Genomic DNA, 21,130 nt, shown 5'->3' with positions numbered 1-21,130 from the left:
CAAGGCATAAACATAAATGCCACCCACTTTAATAAGGAGTGAAGCCATGAAAAATTTATCTATAGATTTTCTGCGATCATTTGTGACCATCGCACAAACAGGCAGTTATACATTGTGTGCGGAACGGCTTAAACGTACTCAGCCGGCGATTAGTTTGCAAATCAAAAAACTAGAAGAAGTGGTGGGAGAAAAACTTTTTCTGCGGGAAGGGAATCGACTTACCCTCACGTTAGCCGGCAGTAAGTTACTTGAGTTTGGCATGAAAATACTGATGCTAAATGATCAAGCAATGGCGGAATTTGGTAAGCCACAAGTCAGTGGTAATATTAAATTAGGCATTCCTAGTGAATTTTCCACCACTTTAATGCCGAAGATAATTCGCCGCTTTACTCACACCTACCCTGAAGTATCATTAGAAGTCCATTGTGCTTTAAGTAAAGATTTGGTGTGTGAACCCCTAAAAAGTCAATTTGATTTGATTCTATCCCTACAGGAACAACCGGATCCCGAACAAGAAGGCTTTATCATTACTGATCAACTGGTTTGGGTGGGCAGTCAGAGATACGTTAATAAAGTGCCTAACAAGCTACCGATAATTGCCGCTCCTGCGCCTTGTATTTATCGCAAACGGGCAACCCATGTATTAGGAAAGTGCAAAAAACAATGGCAAGTTGTGTATACCATCTCAGATCTGAACGGTATTCAAGCGGCCATTAATGAAGACTTAGGCATTACCGTATTAGCCAGAAGTACAGTGCCACCAGGTTTATTTGTGTTGCCACCGCAAGCCGATTTACCTGACTTAGGGCACATTGGTGTATGTTTGTTGAATCCTCAAAAAGTGCGCTCGGAAGCCATTGAATTGTTAGCGAAGGATATGGTTGCTCAGTTGGCGATTTAAGCTATCAACCTCCATTTTTGATTAAACGGTTGATCAATCAAACCTGTAAAATCTAGAAACGAACAACCCAAAAAGCAGCACCTTAAGGAAAACTTAAGGTGCTGAAAGTTGCTCTTGGGAGCATACACACGAACACAATTAGTTATTGTTATTTATCTATTTCACTGGAATTAAGGTTTGTCCTTAACCGTCGGATATTCCACGCCTAGTTGCTCCATATAAGTGTCATATTTATTGGCGTCATAATAGTAAGCCCGCATTTTCTCTCGATAACGCTGCATTATCTCCTCGTTTAGCTGGGTTTGAGGCTTATCACCTTTGCGCAAAAGCGACTTATATTTAACATCTTTGGTTTGTACTTCAGTAAAGTATTCTGTCACATCATCCATTAAAGCCGGATCAGTAAATAGATCGAGCAGCGTCATGCCGTGGGCTTTCGCCCCCGCAATAATTCCTTTGTGGGCTATAGGTGTAGCCATCGACACCGCATTAGACCAGTGATGACCGGGCAAATTAGGAATATTAGAGGGGTACAACATAAAGATAGTTGGCACACTCCATGAGATATCGCCTACATCGTCAGAGGGGCCACCGGTTGGTACTTTAGGCTTGCGAGGATCACCAATCGGCATCACCTTGCTATACAAACCAACAGCACTGGCACCAATCTCGGTTTGAACTGCTTTGGCCAAAGTGATGTCTTCAGCAGACCATTGGGGCATACCAACCGCTTTAATGTTTTCATAAGCACGCAATGCCATAGGTTTATTAAAGTGTCCGGGCCAAGCCGTTCCCATGACGACTGAATCCCAAGAGGTATCGGTCATCAGTGCTGCGCCTTCGGCAATTTTGTCACCCACTTCCCACAACGCTTTAATGTGGTCGTAGTCCATTTCACGAAAGTAATACCATGCCGTTGCTTTAGATGGCACTACATTAGGTTGGTCACCACCATCAGCAATCACTGAGTGAATGCGTTGCGCTAAGCGTAAATGCTCTCGACGGTAATTTAGTCCGACGCTCATCAGCTCAACAGCATCTAAAGCACTTCTTCCTCGCCAGGGACCACTAGCACTGTGGGCTGACTCACCATAGAAATTATATTGAACTGACACTAAACCTGACATACCCACTTCTCCGTAGAAAGTGCCAAAACCACTTCCTACATGTGAGTACAAGACCGCATCTACATCATCAAAATACCCGTCACGCACATAATAAGCTTTGGTAGCGAGTTGCTCTTCAGCCACCCCAGGCCAAAGCATGATTGTGCCTTCTATTTGATGCTCAGACATATAATCCTTAAGGGCCAATGCAGCAATAATATTCACCACCTGACCTGAATTATGACCTTCACCATGACCAGGAGCTCCATCAACAATGGGGTCATGATAGGCAACACCGGGTTTTTGCGAGCCTTTAGGGATACCATCTAAATCAGTACCTAGCGCAATAACCGGTTTTCCGCTTCCCCACTTGGCTATCCATGCTGTGGGAATATCAGAGATACCTTTTTCGACTGTAAACCCCTGCTCCGTGAGAAATTGGGTTAAATAAGCAGAAGTTTCAATTTCTTGAAACCCCAACTCGCCAAAGGAATAGAGGGTGTCATTCATGACTTGCGCTAATTTCTTCTGGCCTTCAATTTTCGCTGCGATTTGCTCTTTAGCGGCTCGACGCTCACTGTCACTTAAACTCGCAGCCGTACTTTGACTGATAGCGACAACGAAAATTGCCGCTACTCGCAAAGTTGCCGGTAGGGTGCGGTTCAGAAGTTCTGAGATAAAGCCACCTTTCATTATTCTTTCACCATTGGATACTCAATACCTAACTGCTCAAGGTACGTATCGTACTTTTCAGGATCGTAATAAAAAGGTCGCATCTTTTCTCTAAATTCACCCATGATATTCTCATTCAAATGAATTTGTGGCTTATCGGTATCACGTAAAAATGATTGATATTTCATATCTTTGGTTTGAACATTGTCGAAATAATCTTGCACCTCAGCCATCAATTCAGGATCGGTGAATAAATCAATCATCGTCATGGCATGTGCTTTAGCACCTGCAACAATCCCCTTGTGAGCAATAGGCGTAGCCATTGCTACTGCGTTGGACCAGTGGTGTCCTTGCAAATTAGGAATGTTTGAAGGATAAGACAGCCACATTGAAGGCGTTACCCAAGAGATATCTCCCATGTCGTCAGAGCCGCCGCCAGTCATTGTTTTAGGATCTGGGGGGGCAACAACAGGCATTACCTCTGTGGGTAAACCCGTTTGTGGCGCACCCACTTCTTTTTGCAATGATTTGGCCAGCAAAATATCGTCTTCAGACCACTCAGGCATACCGACTTTTTGGATATTTTCAAAGGCCCGCATTGCCATAGGTTTATTGTAATGACCAGGCCAGGCCGTTCCCATTACCGTTGAATCCCACGTGGTGTTAGTCATCAAAGCTGCACCCTGTGCGATTTTGTCACCCACTTCCCAAAGGGCTTTTACGTGTGGGTAGTCTAACTCTCTAAAGTAATACCAAGAAGTCGCCTTAGAAGGCACTACATTAGGCTGATCGCCACCATCGACCACTACCGAGTGAGTGCGCTGAGCGATGCGTAAATGCTCACGACGATAGTTAATACCCACACTCATCAACTCAACGGCATCTAATGCGCTTCTGCCACGCCAAGGTGCACCAGCACTGTGAGCAGACTCACCATAAAAATTATATTGGACTGACACCATCCCAGAGAAGAACGGGTTGCCGTAAAACGTACCAAAACGGTTACCTACGTGGGAATACAGTACCGCATCAACATCGTCAAAATAACCTTCGCGTACATAATAGGCTTTAGTGGCAAGCTGCTCTTCAGCAACACCAGGCCATAACATAATGGTGCCTTCAATATTGTTTTCTGACATATATTCTTTAAGCGCCATAGCAGCTAATATATTCACCACTTGGCCAGAGTTGTGCCCTTCACCGTGGCCAGGAGCACCTTCAACAATAGGATCATGATAGGCGACACCGGGTTTTTGCGAGGCTTTGGGAATACCGTCTAAATCGGTTCCCAAGGCAATGACGGGTTTACCGGAACCCCAAGTGGCTACCCATGCCGTTGGAATACCAGCAATGCCCTTTTCTATTTTAAAGCCTTGTTCAGCTAAATGATTGGTTAGATAGGCTGATGTTTCAAATTCTTGGAAACCTAACTCACCGAAAGAAAAAATCATGTCGTTCATGACTTGAGCAAGTTTTGCATTTTTATCGACTGCGGCGGCAACTTGTTGCTTAGCCGTCTCGCGCTGTGCGTCGGTGAAGGTAGTTGCTAAAGTGCATTGAGAAAAAATTAAGCCAAGCATTGCCATGCCTGCCTTTTTGGAGAGACTTTTTTTAGTGAAACTTAACATCTTGATATGCTCCTAGACGTTCATTAACTATGATCACGGTGACCATTACTTATTCAACGAAAATATGGTGACAGCCAACGACTGCCACCAAATACCTGTACTAAGGGTTTTTAACGGTTGGATATTCGACACCTAATTGTTCTAAGTAGGTATCGTACTTTTCAGGATCGTAGTAGAACTTTTCCAATTCAGACTTGTAAGTTGCCATTATTTCTTTGTTTAAATGAATGGCAGGCTTGTCTTGAGGACGCAATAAAGGCGTGTATTTGTCTTCTTTCGTTTGCACGTTCTTATAATAATCCCATGCTTCATCCATCAACGCACTATTGGTCAACAAGTCGAATAAATTCAAGGCTTGCGCTTTAGCACCAGCAACAATCCCTTTGTGAGCAATAGGGGTTGCCATAGCAACTGAGTTAGACCAGTTGTGCCCGGGTAAATTAGGAATATTAGCTGGGTAGCGCAAGGTGATAGTAGGTACTTGCCAAGAAATATCACCAATATCGTCAGAACCGCCACCCGTTAACTTGGCAGGATCAGGCGGATCGAGTAACGGATTGAGCTCTGTTTTAAGGCCTTCCGGCGCGACACCAATTTCAGTTTGCAACGCTTTAGCCAAAGCGATGTCATCATCTGACCACTCAGGCATGCCTACCAATTTGATATTTTCGTAGGCATCTTCAGCAATAGCTTTGTTCATATGTTGTGGCCAAGCTGAACCTAAAACCGTCGATGACCAAGAGGTATTACTCATCAGAGATGCCCCTTCTGCCATTTTGTCACCAATTTCCCACAAGGATTTAATATGGGGAAAATCAGTTTCTCTAAAGAAGTACCAGATACTCGCTTTTTGAGGTACAACATTTGGCTGGTCACCGCCATCTACAATTATAGAGTGGATGCGTTGGGATAAACGCAAATGTTCGCGGCGGTAATTAATACCCACACTCATTAATTCAACAGCATCTAATGCACTACGGCCACGCCAAGGAGAACCAGCACTGTGCGCAGATTCACCAAAGAAGTCATATTGCACTGAGACTAAACCGTTTCCTCGGCCAGCTCCCCAGCTCGTACTGAAACTATTGGATACGTGGGAAAACAATACAGCATCAACTTCATCAAAGTAACCGTCGCGGACGTAATAAGCTTTAGTCCCTAACTGCTCTTCGGCCACACCAGGCCAAATTTTAATGGTGCCATCGATATCATTTTTTTCCATGTATTCTTTAACGGTTAACGCCGCAAGGATGTTAACCACTTGCCCAGAGTTATGCCCTTCACCATGGCCAGGAGCGCCTTCAACAATAGGATCATGATAAGCCACCCCAGGCTTCTGAGAAGCCTTGGGGATGCCATCAATATCAGAGCCAAGGGCGATGACGGGACCGCCATCTCCCCAAGTCGCCATCCAAGCTGTTGGAATACCGGAAATACCACGCTCTATGGTAAATCCATTGTCTTCTAATATTTTGGTTAGGTATGCAGAGGTTTCAAATTCTTGGAAGCCTAATTCCCCAAAACTGAAGATCATATCGTTCATCACCTGCGCTTGCTTAGCTTTAGCACCGACTGCATCAATCAGTGTCATTTTTGCTTCCATACGCTCGACTTGAGACATATCTTCAAAAGCTGCAGCTGAACCAACAATTGACGTCATAGTTAAGCCAATGATGGCGTTTAAAACGTTGCGTTTAAACATGCTTTTGTCCTTTTTGATTAGCATTTTATTCATTACATTTCTACTCGGAAGCCAACTTTAAACTGACGACCCAATACGTCGTACAAACCGCGGTGTGTTTCTAAATAGCCAGGACGGTTTTCAGAACCTTGAGAAGCAGGAAATGCGACATCTGCCGGATCGGTGTCAAAGAGATTGCGGATTGATAGGTAAAATTCAGCTTCAGAGTCTTGACTAAAGCTAACTTTTTTAGCGGCATACAAATCAAAGTAAACTTCACCATCAACACTGTTGTCATTGATTGTGTAGTTAGGCGCAACACTTTCAGGACAACTAGAAGTACACTCAATATAAGCATTACTTAACACCCCATCACTGACACCTCGAGCGGTCAAATCAACCGTGACACCATCTAGGGTATAAGTTGCAGAAGCACGGTATTTCCAATCTGGTGTGCTAGTCGTATTGGCACCCGCTGAATCAATCGCAGTTACACCATTATCAGTGATACTTTCTAAATAATTAGTGGCTAAGAAACGCAGTTTAAAAGCGCCAGGTGCATCATCAAAAACGTCACCTAAATCGAACGTGTAGGTTAGGTCGTAATCAATACCTTTGGCCGTCATCACGTTTAGGTTGTCATACAAAAGGTTGATGGTTTGTAACGTACCTGTTTCATCATAAATCATGTTGTCACAGTATTTTTGCACACCAAACTCAACACAGTATTCCGCGGTATCATCAGCTGATACGAAACTAATGATGCCATCGATTTCAACTTCGTAATAATCAATTGCAGCAGAGAAATTTTCTAAGAAGCTAGGACGTAAAATTACACCTATTCCCAAAGAATCGGCTTCTTCTGGCGCTACATCAGGGTTTCCTTGCAGGTTTTGAATCATAGGAACTGATGCGCCGTCGATTGTAACAGAGTTACTACGGGCAGTACCTGCAGCGTAGAGTTCACTCAAGTTAGGCGCACGGATATCGCGTGACTTGGTTAAACGAAATGTTGCTTCTTCGATTGGTTGATAGGTTAATCCCGCTTTCCAGGTAGTGACACCACCAGAGGTACTGTAATCGGTGTAGCGGACTGCACCATTAAAGTCTAAATCATCCATTAGTGGGATCAACGTTTCAACATAACCTTCGATTACATCGTAGTCACCTTCAGTCACTTTGTAGTTACCGTATTTCCAGCCTGATTGATATTGTGACTCGACATAACCATCCATTTCTTCTTTACGGTATTCAGCACCAAAAGCAACAGAAATTGGACCCGCCCAGCCCTCAAAATCACCGGTACTGAAGTTAACCGCAGCCACATTTTGAATAAATTCTTGTTCACGGCGCGGACGACCTAATACATAATCCAATGCTTCGTCACTGGCAACACCCACACCTAGACGATTTAATGGAACACAGCCGTTACTGGGGTCAGTTAAGGTAGAACGACAAACAACTTCGCCAGTGGAAGAATCAACTACCGCATCGGTTGCCAAAGTTAAACGAGCTGAATTATAGGTTGGGGTCATATGCTCATCGGTCTTGGTTTTACCGTATTGATAATAAGCATCCCAAGTAAAGTACTTGCCGCCCATCTCAAATTCACCATCAGCACCCAATACAATTCGAGTGGTATCGCGGACGTTATTTGCGCCTGATGCAGGCATGTCGACATTACTTGTATTTAAACTAAAGCTCTCTAACCCTTCGTCTGCCATTTGCGTGGCTATTGAATCAGGTAAATATGCATTGTCAGCATATATAGTAACGCCTTTAGTAGTCGGATTGATGTAATAAGCTAAGCCTTCATATTCAGCATAAGAACCTTGCAAATACACCTCTGTTTCGCCAATCATATAACTCAGACGAGCAAATAAATTTTTACGTTCTTCATCGGCGGCTAAAGAGTTCGTGCCGACCATACCCGAAGAAGTATATTGCCAATCACCACCTTGCATCCACTGACCTGAAACATCGCCAAAAGCCAGCTGATTAACCGCGCCATCAACGCCAAAATAGGTACCATATAAAGGACCAGAGGCGATCATTCCGCCTGGTGTATAATTAGAAATACCAATGCCTTCATCCACTAAGAAGAATGGAGAACCGTCGCTGGTATCAGGATTTATCATCCCAACATAACCTCTTTCAGCCCAATCTCGCGTCTCATAGTGAATGCCATTTGCAGAGTAGTATTCGCCACTTAATAATAAGTGCCCTGCTCCATCGGCCAATTCAGTACCGTAGGTTAGTACCACTTTGCCATTTTCTCTATCACTGTAGGTGGTTTCGCCATACTCAACTTGAGATTTAAAACCGGTATATTCTTTATCGAGTATAAAGTTCACTACACCACTCACGGCATCTGAGCCATATACAGAGGATGCACCGCCAGTTACCACCTCAACATTTTTGATCAATGCCTGTGGGAAAGTATTGGTATCTACCTGACCCGTTGATGCAGACACGACGTTACGCTGACCGTCGAATAACACCAAGGTACGACCGACACCCAAGTTTCTTAAGTTCAATGCTGCGATACCTGAGGCACCGTTACTCAATGAGCCGGATGATGTAGACGCGGTACTACTGCCGGTAACAGAAGGTAACGTATTAACAAACTCAGCCACACTTCCTGGTGCGTAAGCATTAATGTCATCTTGTGTCATTATGGTCACGGGTGCTGGCGTGTCATAGCCGTCCCTTGCTACCCGTGAACCTGTAATTTGAATGGATTCTAATTTGTCATCTTCGCTTAAACTGTCGTATTCACTAGCTGCTTCCTGAGCAAGAGCGGTATTCACTGCCAACATGCTAGAAATCAATGTAGCCAGATAGGTAACTCTATGCGTTTTTGATTTAATGGGGCTTTTCATGTGTTCTTCTCCTGTACAAAGGATGTAATAGTTATTTTTATTTGCTGATTTTTTGTGACTTAAAACATAAATGCATTTTCACGTCGTTACACTTGCAACGAGTTAAAAGCACAAGTCATACCTAAAACATTGATTTAAAAAATTATTATTGAATTTCTTTGAAGAAGTTAAATTAAAACAACCTAAAAAGATAAAAAAACATGTTTAATAACAGCAACTTGACAGATATAAAAACATTTTATTTACAGACTGAAACATATAAGATTTTCTTATTGAAATTTGAGGATTGAGATAAGATTAATTAATATTTTTTAAATTTAATAAAAAAATCTTATGCAAAAATAAACTTCATTTATGCATTTTGAAAACTCGCACTATTTCGATGCAATGGAATGGAAATACGGATGATAATTATACATTGGAGAATTTTTTAACCCGACCTAAAGTTATAAACATCCTAATTATGAGCACTTATAATGATATAATTTTCTATATGTCATGATTTTAGAAACATATTGTAATATACAATGAGACTTCCAATATTTTGCTCAACCCTAAACGCCGCGCTTACCCTAGCCCATTTTGACCTTCAAGAAAGAGTAAATATGCACTAAAAAGTGAATTTTTATTCAATCATTTCTGCTTTGCACCAAATTGGATGTTTTGTACATCATGAAATGTCATTTCAATTTTTTAGTGGTTAACACTTAACATTCATATGAGGTGCGTTGAATAAAGCTCATCTCAAAACAGTTATAACTAAGCCAGAGTATTTGCATACTAAATTGATATTTGGATTAGTTAGGCGAAAAACCGCTACCTTTTTTCCCAAAATAAATCATCGGATGCTCGTTGATTCATGCACTTCATGGTGACCTCTTAAGGGCTTTTAGCAAGTGAGATAACAAATTCATTTAGATCGTAAAGTTTCTGTAAAGACGCCCCTTACTAATGAACTAAGTAGAACTTAACTCTGTCCGAATCGCCATTGTGAGAAATATGACTTCTATGCTCATTACCTCGCTTTTGCCAACAATAATTAATGTGGAGAATCCATGAAAATCAGTAAGCCCCCCCTTAAATTCACTTACTACCCTTGGGTATGTATGGGTTTAATGCTATTCGTACTAACTGGCTGTGGCAGTGACGACGACAGTTCAGGTTATATTAAATTCTATAATGCATCGGCGAATGCGCCTGGGGTTTACCTCACAGTTGATGAAGATTTAGATAATGACGACGACGATGAAATTGAACTTACCTACAGCGCTGTGGAGTTTGCAGAAGTCAGTGCAAATAACGAGTTGGATACGGGTAGCTATTATGTTGAATTAGCATGGCAGGATGAAGAAAGTAGTGATCGCAGTGATCTCGAAATGGTCTATCAGGAACAATTAAGCATCAACTCTGACAGCATTACGTTCCTTGCTATGACGGGCGATATTAGAGACCCCGAGGTACTTAAATTTGATATTGAAATTGTCGATGACGATGACGACGATGATGATGATTTGTTTAATCTGCGATTTTTAAATCTGCACCCTGACTACACGTACGTTGACGTATATATGTCTGCGGATAATGAAACCTTTAATGAAGCGGTATTCGTTAATACAAGCAGTTATAACGAATTGTCTGAAAATATAAAAATGGACCAAGACCAATATATTTTCTACATCACAGAAGCAGGTAGTGACGAAGTTATTTATACCTCTACTGACCAATCCTATAGCACTGTAAGTCAGTATGTCATTGTATTACGAGAAAATGTTGGGGTTGGTTCATCACCTTTTGCTATCGATAGTATTGGCACAAATGGCGCAACCTTGTTGAACGATGTTGATTCAGAAGCCACCTTCGGTTTCTATAACGGTGTGGCGGAAAGTGAATATTTACCTTACTACGGCGGCTATATCAATATTGATGTCAAATTAGATGACGACTCAGAAATATTGATTGAAAACTTAGGCACAGGTGAATTCAGTGATTCCACAACCACTGCGAATGGCGACTATGGATTTGACGTTACGGATAATTACACTGACGATACATATATCAGCGATGCATTATTAAGTTTGGAAGAAAATGCCGATAGTACCATCTTCATTTATAACAAGATTGACCCTATTGATGATGATGAAGACGACGACATTGATGAAGACAGTGATGGTGTAGTTGACGGTTACGAAGCCACAATAAAGTCACTTACAATTACCAAGAGCAACACTTCTAGTATCTATAGCCATGGTATCAAAGTGGTTAACTTATCTGATTCTGACGATTTTAGCCGCGTGACATTCTATTTCGTTTTAAATGACGAAATAATTTCTACAGCTGAAAACAAGTTATCGGTTCTAGAAACCAGTAGTGGTTCAGTTTCCTTACTGAATAACACCTACGATATTTTCGCCATCGCCACAATAGACGGTACCGACGTTATTATGGACAGTATGTCGATGACCTTAGATGAAGACTGCGTGGAACAATTTCTAATATTCGCAGAAAATGAATCTATGCCGTCTGGTTATGAAATGACCTTAGTTAACCAATCATCTGACGAGTAATCTGACAACAGCTCGCTAGTAAACATCACAACAATTCCCTTTTAATGCAGGCACAACAATATTGTGCCTGCCATAGGGCTTATCTGAAATTTGCTTGCGGGCTAGCTAAAAGTAGTAAACAGGAAATTCAATGAAAAAAATCCGACTTGTACTAGCGTTGTCCTGCTCCATGATATTGGGTTTTAAGGTCTATGCTGCACAATTTGAAGTGATAGAGTTACCCGTCACCGAATTAGGTAATAGCACGTCTCCCACAGATATTAATAGTATTGGAGAGGTTACGGTCAATCTAGTAACTAAATACAATCCCCCGATTGATATATCGCTACTCGATTTTGACGCATTGTCTGCTTATCTAACCGATGTTGAGTCGGCAAAAGTAGGTGATTTCAACGACGAGGATTACGCATTTCTGTACAGTTATATTCAATCATTTGCTGAGAATCAGTTATATCAACAAATTGCAGCTCAAAATGCGTTTATTGCTACTGAATCAGACAGTGAAGAGTTGCATGGTTTTGACACTTTTGACTCGGTAACAGATGATTACAGCAATAGTGCATACGTTAGCGCACAAGGGATCAACGATTTTGGCTACGCGGTAGGATTCAGCCATGGTGGGTTTTACACCGTCGATTACATCAATGATGATATTGACGATGTCACTTATGTATTGAATGACTTTTATGTCAGAGGGTTTGCATACATTGACGGCGATACCGTTGACTTACCGCCCCCCGAAACAACCGCCGGAGGTTTAAGCTACGCTTATGATATCAATGACAGCAACCAAGTAGTTGGGTTTGGTACGACTGAATTAGTATCTGATGAGTTTGCACAAAGTGTAGAAGACTGCGCAGATGATGATGCCAGGGCAGATGTACCTGAAGAGTCATGTTTACGTAGTCTAAGTGTTGAACTTAGCAGTAGCGTTTCGACAATTTCTCAAAGCAGAGGCATCATTTGGCAAGTAGATGAACGAGGAAGCGTAACCGATACTTATGTTTTACCTATGCTTATCGAACCTGACAGTGACGATGAAACAATTTATAGCAGCACTGCAGTCGCCATCAACGATTATGGTGTCGCCGTGGGAGAATCACCTGCCTACTACCTTGATGGCACAACCATAACCACCGCCGCCGCTATCTATATAGATGATGAAGCGAGCACGATCAATGAAGATGAATATGTTTACTCTAGCACTGCAACAGCCATAAATAATGACAATATTGTGGTTGGTTATGCATCAAAATTGGTAAACGGCAGTTTGGTAAATAAATTTTTCGTTCACGATGTGGATGCAGATGTCACCGAGTATCCAGATGATTTTTATACCTCAGCCAACAGCTATGCTACGGGGATTAATGATCAAAACATGATTATCGGTTATGGCGATTCTGAACTCACCACATCAGGCTCTAGTCGTACCGGGGCTTTTCTATATGATTATAGAAATGATATTTTCAATGAAATTAATACTTTAATAGAGTGTAATAGTGCCTACAACATCGTAGAGGCCCATGAAATCAATGATGATAATATCATAGTTGCCACCGCCACAGTGACAGAGGCTAGTCGCAATCTATCAGGTGAAATTATTTATGATGATTATGGTGCTGAAGTGGAAACTACCCGTTATGTAGCAGTAAAACTCGAACCCATTTCCGGGGGATCAATAGATAATTGTGATGCCCTTGAAGAAGAAGTAGAACGCCAAGGCGGCAGCTTGTTTTGGTTATTTTTGCTCGCTCCTATTGCGTTACTGCGATTTTATCCCTTTAAAAAACTTAGACTGAATATATAGTTATATTGCATATTGTAGTGCAGACAGAGGTTTGCACTACAATCCTGCCTTTTCTTTCTATTTCGATTTTCGATTAAACAGGCCATTTTAAAAATATAGTGCAATGGTAACTTTTCAAACGCTATTTGCTTGGATTTTCATGTAAAATCTTCAACCTATCTATTCAATCAATAAAAAGTATCTAGCATGTTTAAATATTGCCCTAAATGTCAAAGTTCAGATATCAGTTTTGAAGGTCAGCGTTATTGGGATTGTGGCAATTGCGATTTCGTGTATTTTCATAATACCGCCGCCGGCGTTGCTGGATTGATAAAATATCGTAATCAACTGCTTTTCACTGTTCGTGCCAAAAAACCCGAACAAGGAAAACTAGACTTACCTGGAGGGTTTGTAGACTACCATGAGACCCTAGAACAAGGCCTAAGTAGAGAGTTAACGGAAGAGTTAAGCTTAACGATTGCTCCTCAAAAGTGGCAATATTTTTGTTCTTTCCCAAATCAATATCTATATAAGAACATCAATTACCACACCATAGATAGTGTGTTTGCATGTGAGCTAGACCAAAAACCAGAAGTGCAATTAGAAAAAGCTGAAATACAGGAAGCTCGTTGGATAGCGCTAGATGAAATCGACGTCAGTAAAATTGCTTTTCCGTCATTGGCCAACGCCGTAACACAGTTTATCGAAATGGAATAAAAATGCGCCTACATCCTGCTATACCACGGCAAATTCTGAATCCATAGAATAATTTCACCGCAGGTGATACCGAGCCAAGCACCATTTCGTGAGAGAAATATGAATGATTTAAGCCTTTGGCAATTCACCCACAATGGATATCAATAATCAGGGCTAAATTTTAGTTGTTTTTTGTCAGTTTACTGGCTTGTATTGCTAGCCCTTCGCACACAGAATTAAATGCATCACCTTCCATAACCGGCAAATGGGGCAACATTACTTCCTGAAGCTCCTTTCTGACAATCGGTGATAAACTCATACCGCCTGTAATAAACAACATTTCAGGGGGCTCACTGCTATTGTCTAAACACTGAGTGACTAAACGTTTCACTCTGCGCATCCAAGTTTGCATCGAGCGATTCAAGTCAGTCAGAGTAATATTAACATCGTAATCTGGCTCAATGTAATGCAGTGGCAGAGTCACTTCATCTTTAGAAGATAGCAATTCTTTTGCTAAACGCGAGGAGTTGACAAGTCTAGCTGACAATTTTTGTTCTTGTACTATCAACAACCTTTCCAACAATCTCGGATCTTTGGTAATAGACATGGTTTGTGCGATTTCTAACCCATAATCTTCAGAGAAAAATCGATTAAGTTTTGCAATGTCATCAACGGCACACATATCTGAAAAATAGGTAGGTGGTATAGGTAATCCGCTTTGGGTTAACAAATCCTGCCCCATGGTCGGTGCAATGGATTTTACAATGAGGTTTTTGTCACACTCCATTCCTCCCAAGCGCGTACCTGTCACCGCAAGTACGTCTTGTTGACGGTCTAGGTTCGTGCGTTTTTGAGGGGATAATTTAATGCAACACACATCGGTCGTCCCACCGCCAATATCCACCACCAGCACATTGGTTGGTTTATCTAGGGTTCGTTCAATTTGATATGCCGCGGCAATTGGTTCTTCGAGAAATTCAACTTGATTAAAGCCTGCTTTTTGCGCCGCTTGGGTCATAATTTCAATGGCTTGATTGTTTCCAGCGTCGCCTCGAGTACCGTGAAACTTAACAGGTCTTCCAATAACCGCTGTATCCACAGAAGTTTGTAATTGTTTTTCAGCACTTAGGCGAAAGAATTCCAATTGTTTCGCTATAATGCCGACGAATGCTTGCTGCTGACCGGCAATCAAGGTGGCTCCCAAAAAGTTCTTGGGTGAATAAATAAGACGCCCCTTTTCCGGCATTTTTAAATAACGTTTAAAACCCTCTTCACCGAATGCGAATTTGCCTGTTTCAACGAGTTGCTGTAAGGATAAATCTTGCACGGTCATGTCTTTCAGCAACAGTTGAATAGCCTTACGCTGCAGTGCTGGCAAGTTGTGTAATTCGCCCCGCAAGTCATCTATTTTTTCACTGTAGATCCGCTGCTCTCTTGGATCTGCAGCTTCATAGTAGCTTTGCTTGGCTTTTTCAATCTGGTCATTTACAGCACGTTTAATTTGCGCGACTTTTGCTTCAATAATTCCAATGGGTGGCAAGGGTAAATCGTCTTCATAATAAATAAAGACTGAGGATCGAATCTTATTAGCTGCATCAAGATCAGGGTCAAGTTTGATAAATTGGTGTTTCTTACCATCAAAAAAAACTACCTCGGAATTTGAGGTGCCATAATCTATACCAATCGCTGCCATTTGAGTCCAACACTAGTGAAAAATAAAGTCGCGGATTGTAATGTAAAATGCGTTATTGTTCATCTATTGTTTGTCACTTAAACGTTATCCAAATACAGAGATTTATTTAACCCCCTTAAACAAAGGTGACCTTATGGCGCTCACCAATGTCTGGCATTTTGTACAGATCATCAGGCATGGTTTTTACGCGATCGTTAATTTCCTGAAAGAACGAATGGGAATGACTGGGAGATTCAAACCTAATGAGCAACCCTTCTTCATCTGATAAACCAGTAAATCCATGCACGTGATTAGCCGGAACCAAGGCATAGTCACCAGGATTCATTCGCGTGATTGTGTCACCTAAACGCAGTTCAACTCGCCCTTGTAAAACATAGAAGCTTTCGTCCCAAGGATGTGAATGAGGAGGCGCGCCTAGCCCTTTAGGGACGGTATTGAGCATACTGGAGTAACGGCCGTTGGTTTCTTCTGCGGTGCATAAAAACTTTAGTCTCATCCCTAGAACAGCTAACCAGTTTTCGTCACTCGCATGTTTAATTATAGATGTCGACTCCATCTGATATGCTCCTATTCTAGATATTAGCCAGTATAAACTTTAATCAGTATAAATGTTAGACAGATGTCAGTACCTATGTCAAGATTACATTATAAATGACAAACCATTTAGATCCGATGACGACTTTGCAGCAGAAAAAAATAGAATTTACCCGTAACCTAATCTTGGACGCGGCATGTGAATTAACACATGAACTAGATGTTGATGAAATTAGTTTTAAGAAAGTTGCTCAACATGCAAATATTTCTGAGCGCACAATATTTAGATACTTTGAGAGTCGAGATACTTTTTTAAATGAACTCACAGCACTGCTTTATCAGCAATTGGCGTTGCCCATGTTTCCAACAACAATAAATCAGCTGCCCGACTACATTTCGCATTTTTATACTAAACTGGACAGCCAACCTAGACAGGTTCTGGTTTTGTTAAAAGGTGAGGTTTTTCAACGTATTTTGTCAACCACGGCAAAACAACGACTGACTGAATTAACCCAGCTGCTAACTGAAGCTTATCCCCATGCTGCGGAACAAGAAATTGTCAGGACTGCCGCCAATATTCGCTATAACTTAAGCGCATCTAGCTGGCGTTATTATCGCGTGTATTTTGAATTTGATCTAAAGACTTGTATTGAATGTACGCAGATGCTGGTTTCTCAATCCCTCCAGCATCTGCATAAAGTGAACCTTGATACTAATTAGATTTAATCAATATAAGTTCTTGTTGCACAGGAATTAAATACTCAGCTCCGTCTTTGGTAATGTGTACCATTTCCTCAACCGATATGGTTTTAGGTTGACCATCGTCTAATGACCAGCTATAAAATCCATCAAAAGCAAAGGTCATACCTTCAGCTAAGGTTCGCAAAGAAGCTGGTCGCACGCTGACAGCCCTTGAACCACCCAGGTTAGGTCCAGTGTCGTGGGCAACATATCCCACTGGATGCCCGGTACTCCACATCAATGGTATAGAGCCGGTGGCTTCCATCACTTTGCGCTGTGCGGTATCTACATCAATCCCTCTAACACCAGGTTTCATTGCAGTAAACGCGGCATTTTGTCCTTGTTTAGCATTTTTCCAATAGCGTTGTATATCAGCTGGCGCAGCACTTTCACCGTCTTTTAATACATAAGCAAAGCGTTGAATGTCAGTTACCCAGCGATCGTAAACACGAATACCAAAATCAGTTTGAATCACATCTCCAGGCTGAATAATTTTGTCGGTTGGGTGGGAGTGTCCACGATCTGAACCTGAATTGATATTCGGATTTTGCGCTGCCGCCCAACCGTCTGTTACACCCGCTTCTCGCATTTTCATTTTAAGAAAACGAGCCACATCGGCATCGGTGGTGACCCCAGGTATAACTTGCTGATAAACCTCAACCTGCCATTGCGCAGTCAACACTGCAGCCTTGCGCATAATATCAATTTCCGCTGGTAGCTTGATGGACAGCCATTGATAAATGACCTCTTCAGCTGAGGTTAAACGTTGCGTAAACTTCGCGCCTAAAGCTTTGGTTAATTGTTGATACTGGGTGAAACTTATTCCATCGGCTTGAGCATTTTTAGTCGACATATTAATTGCGATATTGGCAAAGTTCTTTTCGATAATAAAATTCGCAGCGGTTTGAATGGCCGATCCACTTCGTTCCACTGAAACCACTTCATCCAATAAATTGACATCTTTGAGGGCGGTAGATTCACCCGCCGGCGAGAACGCCATTGAATGGAATTGATTCCTGTGGTTATAGAATAAAAACACTGCAGTTTGACCCGCATTCTCACAACCCACATGGTCAGCCAGCGGGTCATTGTTATTCTCTCGACAAATCACCAACCAAGCATCAACCTCTGCTTTTGCCAGTGCTGATGGCAGCAATGTGGCAATTCGCTGTTTACGGATCTCTGGCCACGGAGATGGGTCTGAAAATTGAGCAAATGCAGAAAACGGCAACCACAATACACATAACACACTAATTAATTTCACTTTTTTATTATTCCTTTTGGTTCAATTAGTTGTGACAAAATTAACCTGCAGAAGCATAAATATAATGACTGAACTATGCAACCAGCATCACGTGTATTGGAAATTTTCAAACAAGAGTAGCTCCTCTGTGTCATTTGTCAGCTAAGGTTGCTTGATTATCATTAACTAACCCTGCCTGTTGCAAAGACTCCGCGAGTAAATCAATAAATGCAGGGACATCAAAATACGAGGTATGTATTAACTCTTGCCAATTGATACTATCACTCAATTCGGTGCGAATATCTGGTGTGGCATCGGCATTTTCAGACATGCCTAACACTAAGCGCACTTTATGTAGGGTTTTAATCGCATTTTTCTCGCTGTGCTGACGTAACGGATCTGCAATTGAATCACCAAGAAAATCACACTTGTGCTCAAATTCAGGAGGGTGCGAACTGATTGCATGGACATCTTCTTTCAATAAATCATCACCCCATGCGCGTTTCTGAATGGATGCCCAAACAATTTTGTTCAGTATATAAGCCAAAGGGCGACCAAATAAGTGGGCGAATACACTCAATAGTTTGGTAAGAATCCATGTTATGGGAATCCAAATAAGCAAAATTTCAAATGCAATTGAAAACGTAATACCGCCAATACTAAAACCTTCAGAGCCATCCTCAGATGTGAGAAAATAATTGAGCATGTCACCGCTATTAAAAGCCAAATCAAAAGCAAAGATCAAACCAATCAAAATAACTAACCCAAATTGAAAGCTGGCAACAACGGGGAGTAGAAATGTACTTGGAATAATCGGTGCACTTATATTTTGCACGTTACTAAGTGCGCTAATCGCTTCGTCTTCTTTATGCCACAATCCACACCACAAATTACTGTACAGCGCTTCTACTCGTTTCTTCTGTTTTTTCGTAAACCAACTTTTTCTCCGACGTTCATATAACCACAGGCAAGCATAAGTAATCACTCCATAAAGTGTCATTGCATGACCTAGCGTTACTATATTTTGGTTAACTTCAGTTTTAAATAACGCCATAAGCATAATCCAGAACCCCAACACCAAAGACACAATACCCGTTGTATAAATAGTTAACCCTATGCTTCTAAGGCGTTGAAATAGAAACGTATTTGGTCTGTAATCTAGAAAGGGAGTGCCAACGGTACACCACACTTTAAGCCGTTTAAAAGGGGTTTTATTGTCAACTGATTTCAATAAGGCATTATAAATAACCGAGCCCCCATGACTATGTCCAATTAGATAGTAATCTTGCTCAGCTTCGTCATAGGATGCTAACTGTTTTGCTAGTGCAGAGCCTGCATCTCGCCTTTTATCTTCGCTGTTAGGACCATTTTCCCATTGAAACGGTACTATTTCGACTTGATTAGGATCCAGGTCTAGTCGTTTTTGTAATTCGTCCATAAACACACTGCCAAGTTGCCACCATTTATCTCCTGAGCTAGTGATATCGCCCGCTCCAGTGCCATGGACAGTTACGAGCTTAATAGGTATGTGGTTGTGAAGTAACTCTCCACCGCTCTCTTTTGGGTTGTTTTTATTAAACACAAATCCATCCTTAATTCACTTCCATTAGCGACGACTAGCCACGAGGCTCATGCCAAATTGTATTATTTTCACTCTAAAACTAGCAGCTTTATACAAATTAGTCAGCTACATCCTCTGGGAATAGAGCCCCCTCCTTATCAAGACACCCATGTTAATATTAGCGTCCGTTATTGAAACACCCATGCTAATTTCAACGTCCGTTATTGAGACACCCATGTCGTCCGTTATTGAGACACCCATGTTAATTTCAACGTCCGCCACCATTATCGAGACACCCATAGCAATTACATAGACACCCACGCTAACCAGAAATTTTACCCTCGTTTGACCTTGTCTATGTCAGTATGCGGTTTCGAAACAAATAACATTGATAAAAATTTGCCATCTTTGCAGAACTATTGAAGTATTTACCTTAAGCAGATGTGGCAAAGATATATCCTGTAGGATTGGTCATGGCAAAAAATAAAAGTAATTTGTCGGTATTATTGATAGAAGACAATTTAGCTATTGCGAAACAGATTGCTGGCTTTTTAGAGGCGCAAAACTGGATTATTGATTGTGCTACCCTTGGCAAACAAGGGTTAGATTTAGCCCTGCAACATCACTTTGATTTAATTGTGTTGGATCTCAATCTTCCAGATATAGATGGTCTGGTTGTTTGCGATGAAATAAAACGCACAGCTGACCGAAACATTCCCATTTTAATGTTAACTGCCCGCGATGCATTCGAAGATAAAGCGAAAGGATTTGGTATTGGCGCTGATGATTATTTAACAAAACCTTTTGATTTAAGAGAACTCGTCCTTCGTTGTGAAGCATTGGCGCGAAGGCCTCAACTACATGGTGAAACTTTGCTGCAAAAAGGCATGTTGAGCATTGATAGTAGAGCCCATAAAGCCACCTTTAACAATTTAGAATTAACCACTACAGGTATTGGCTTTCGTATTTTACAAAAGTTAGTTGAGGAATACCCTTACCCCGTGAGTCGTTCCGAATTAATTCGTCATTTATGGGGTGATGAACCTCCTGAGAGCAATGCCCTAAAATCGCATATTTACGGCTTACGAAAATCTTTTGAAAAAGTCACAGACAAGCCGGTATTATGCACTATCAGCAATATAGGTTACCAATTGCAGGCTTTAGATGATTAAATTTAAATCTCTGAAACTACAGTTGTTTTGTGCATTTGGTGGATTGAGTTTAATCATTTGTCTTTTTTTTATTCGACTCAGTTTTTTATTTGCCGATATTATTCAACAGAACAGTGCAGAGACTATTTTACGTAATGAAGGTCTGCATCACGCCCTGAGTCATTCAACAAGTGTTTTATGTTGCCAATAGCGGAGAATTTCTCTCTTTCAGCGCTTTTAAATACTTTGACTCATCATAGGGAGTTCTTGTATTCCAACATTTATAAACAA

At 41.4% G+C, this 21,130-nt stretch carries 14 protein-coding genes; 6 read left to right on the top strand and 8 right to left on the bottom strand.

All coding sequences use genetic code 11. From position 1 onward, the window contains the following. Positions 1-46 precede the first annotated feature (46 nt). Positions 47-901, top strand: coding sequence for a LysR family transcriptional regulator (locus tag ACYVIL_RS00070; RefSeq protein ID WP_303476626.1), 855 nt, complete (start codon positions 47-49; stop codon positions 899-901). A 170-nt stretch (positions 902-1,071) separates the two neighbouring features. Here ACYVIL_RS00070 and ACYVIL_RS00065 read toward each other — a convergent pair whose 3' ends face one another. The 4 genes from ACYVIL_RS00065 to ACYVIL_RS00050 form a co-directional block, all read right to left on the bottom strand. Next, positions 1,072-2,700 carry an amidohydrolase gene (locus ACYVIL_RS00065; protein ID WP_460311133.1) on the bottom strand — a complete coding sequence of 543 codons (1,629 nt, stop codon included), beginning with the start codon at positions 2,698-2,700 and terminating at the stop codon, positions 1,072-1,074. Beyond that, entirely contained in the window at positions 2,700-4,307 is a 1,608-nt protein-coding gene (locus tag ACYVIL_RS00060; protein ID WP_460311132.1) for an amidohydrolase, read from the bottom strand. Before ACYVIL_RS00060 ends, ACYVIL_RS00065 begins: the two co-directional genes overlap by 1 nt. Before the next feature lie 100 nt (positions 4,308-4,407). Further along, positions 4,408-6,009 (bottom strand): peptidase dimerization domain-containing protein, encoded by a 1,602-nt coding sequence (locus tag ACYVIL_RS00055; protein ID WP_460311131.1) that lies wholly within the window; start codon positions 6,007-6,009, stop codon positions 4,408-4,410. 32 nt (positions 6,010-6,041) lie between these two features. After that, positions 6,042-8,870, bottom strand: a complete 2,829-nt coding sequence (locus tag ACYVIL_RS00050; RefSeq protein WP_460311130.1) for a TonB-dependent receptor plug domain-containing protein — start codon at positions 8,868-8,870, stop codon at positions 6,042-6,044. A gap of 1,055 nt (positions 8,871-9,925) precedes the next feature. Here ACYVIL_RS00050 and ACYVIL_RS00045 point away from each other — a divergent pair. The 3 genes from ACYVIL_RS00045 to ACYVIL_RS00035 all read left to right on the top strand — a co-directional run bounded on the left by ACYVIL_RS00045 (position 9,926) and on the right by ACYVIL_RS00035 (position 13,937). After that, positions 9,926-11,434, top strand: a complete 1,509-nt coding sequence (locus ACYVIL_RS00045) for a hypothetical protein (RefSeq protein WP_460311129.1) — start codon at positions 9,926-9,928, stop codon at positions 11,432-11,434. A gap of 130 nt (positions 11,435-11,564) precedes the next feature. Then, the gene (locus ACYVIL_RS00040) at positions 11,565-13,241 is read left to right on the top strand and encodes a DUF3466 family protein (protein ID WP_460311128.1); all 1,677 of its coding nucleotides are present in this window, start codon (positions 11,565-11,567) and stop codon (positions 13,239-13,241) included. Between the two features lie 186 nt (positions 13,242-13,427). After that, on the top strand, positions 13,428-13,937 hold the full coding sequence (locus ACYVIL_RS00035) for an NUDIX hydrolase (protein ID WP_460311127.1): 510 nt from the start codon (positions 13,428-13,430) through the stop codon (positions 13,935-13,937). Positions 13,938-14,097: 160 nt separating this feature from the next. Here the strand turns inward: ACYVIL_RS00035 and ACYVIL_RS00030 are convergent, their stop codons facing one another. After that, the gene (locus ACYVIL_RS00030) at positions 14,098-15,609 is read right to left on the bottom strand and encodes an Hsp70 family protein (RefSeq protein WP_460311126.1); all 1,512 of its coding nucleotides are present in this window, start codon (positions 15,607-15,609) and stop codon (positions 14,098-14,100) included. Between the two features lie 115 nt (positions 15,610-15,724). After that, positions 15,725-16,165 carry a cupin domain-containing protein gene (locus tag ACYVIL_RS00025; protein WP_460311125.1) on the bottom strand — a complete coding sequence of 147 codons (441 nt, stop codon included), beginning with the start codon at positions 16,163-16,165 and terminating at the stop codon, positions 15,725-15,727. A 95-nt stretch (positions 16,166-16,260) separates the two neighbouring features. On the opposite strand from ACYVIL_RS00025, the gene ACYVIL_RS00020 reads away from it, so the two are divergent. Further along, a complete protein-coding gene (locus ACYVIL_RS00020) occupies positions 16,261-16,863 on the top strand; it encodes a TetR/AcrR family transcriptional regulator (protein WP_460311124.1) in 603 nt (200 codons plus the stop codon). Here ACYVIL_RS00020 and ACYVIL_RS00015 read toward each other — a convergent pair. Both ACYVIL_RS00015 and ACYVIL_RS00010 read right to left on the bottom strand, forming a co-directional pair. Then, the gene (locus ACYVIL_RS00015; RefSeq protein ID WP_460311123.1) at positions 16,856-18,148 is read right to left on the bottom strand and encodes a M24 family metallopeptidase; all 1,293 of its coding nucleotides are present in this window, start codon (positions 18,146-18,148) and stop codon (positions 16,856-16,858) included. The two genes, ACYVIL_RS00020 and ACYVIL_RS00015, sit on opposite strands and share 8 nt — an antisense overlap. Positions 18,149-18,278: 130 nt before the next feature. Next, positions 18,279-19,709 (bottom strand): hypothetical protein, encoded by a 1,431-nt coding sequence (locus tag ACYVIL_RS00010; protein ID WP_303476657.1) that lies wholly within the window; start codon positions 19,707-19,709, stop codon positions 18,279-18,281. Positions 19,710-20,161: 452 nt separating this feature from the next. Between ACYVIL_RS00010 and ACYVIL_RS00005 the strand changes: the two genes are divergently transcribed. Then, positions 20,162-20,860 carry a response regulator transcription factor gene (locus tag ACYVIL_RS00005; protein ID WP_460311122.1) on the top strand — a complete coding sequence of 233 codons (699 nt, stop codon included), beginning with the start codon at positions 20,162-20,164 and terminating at the stop codon, positions 20,858-20,860. Positions 20,861-21,130 lie beyond the last annotated feature (270 nt).

The organism is Aliiglaciecola aliphaticivorans, assembly GCF_054782055.1.
Note: the sequence above shows the minus strand (reverse complement) of the source record. Positions and strands in the feature narration are given on the sequence as shown.

What these genes read in the sequence shown, in the direction of transcription:
- ACYVIL_RS00070 (WP_303476626.1), top strand. Translation starts at nt 47, where the DNA reads ATGAAAAATTTATCTATAGATTTTCTGCGATCATTTGTGACCATCGCA.
- ACYVIL_RS00065 (WP_460311133.1), bottom strand. Translation starts at nt 2,700, where the DNA reads ATGAAAGGTGGCTTTATCTCAGAACTTCTGAACCGCACCCTACCGGCA.
- ACYVIL_RS00060 (WP_460311132.1), bottom strand. Translation starts at nt 4,307, where the DNA reads ATGTTAAGTTTCACTAAAAAAAGTCTCTCCAAAAAGGCAGGCATGGCA.
- ACYVIL_RS00055 (WP_460311131.1), bottom strand. Translation starts at nt 6,009, where the DNA reads ATGTTTAAACGCAACGTTTTAAACGCCATCATTGGCTTAACTATGACG.
- ACYVIL_RS00050 (WP_460311130.1), bottom strand. Translation starts at nt 8,870, where the DNA reads ATGAAAAGCCCCATTAAATCAAAAACGCATAGAGTTACCTATCTGGCT.
- ACYVIL_RS00045 (WP_460311129.1), top strand. Translation starts at nt 9,926, where the DNA reads ATGAAAATCAGTAAGCCCCCCCTTAAATTCACTTACTACCCTTGGGTA.
- ACYVIL_RS00040 (WP_460311128.1), top strand. Translation starts at nt 11,565, where the DNA reads ATGAAAAAAATCCGACTTGTACTAGCGTTGTCCTGCTCCATGATATTG.
- ACYVIL_RS00035 (WP_460311127.1), top strand. Translation starts at nt 13,428, where the DNA reads ATGTTTAAATATTGCCCTAAATGTCAAAGTTCAGATATCAGTTTTGAA.
- ACYVIL_RS00030 (WP_460311126.1), bottom strand. Translation starts at nt 15,609, where the DNA reads ATGGCAGCGATTGGTATAGATTATGGCACCTCAAATTCCGAGGTAGTT.
- ACYVIL_RS00025 (WP_460311125.1), bottom strand. Translation starts at nt 16,165, where the DNA reads ATGGAGTCGACATCTATAATTAAACATGCGAGTGACGAAAACTGGTTA.
- ACYVIL_RS00020 (WP_460311124.1), top strand. Translation starts at nt 16,261, where the DNA reads ATGACAAACCATTTAGATCCGATGACGACTTTGCAGCAGAAAAAAATA.
- ACYVIL_RS00005 (WP_460311122.1), top strand. Translation starts at nt 20,162, where the DNA reads ATGGCAAAAAATAAAAGTAATTTGTCGGTATTATTGATAGAAGACAAT.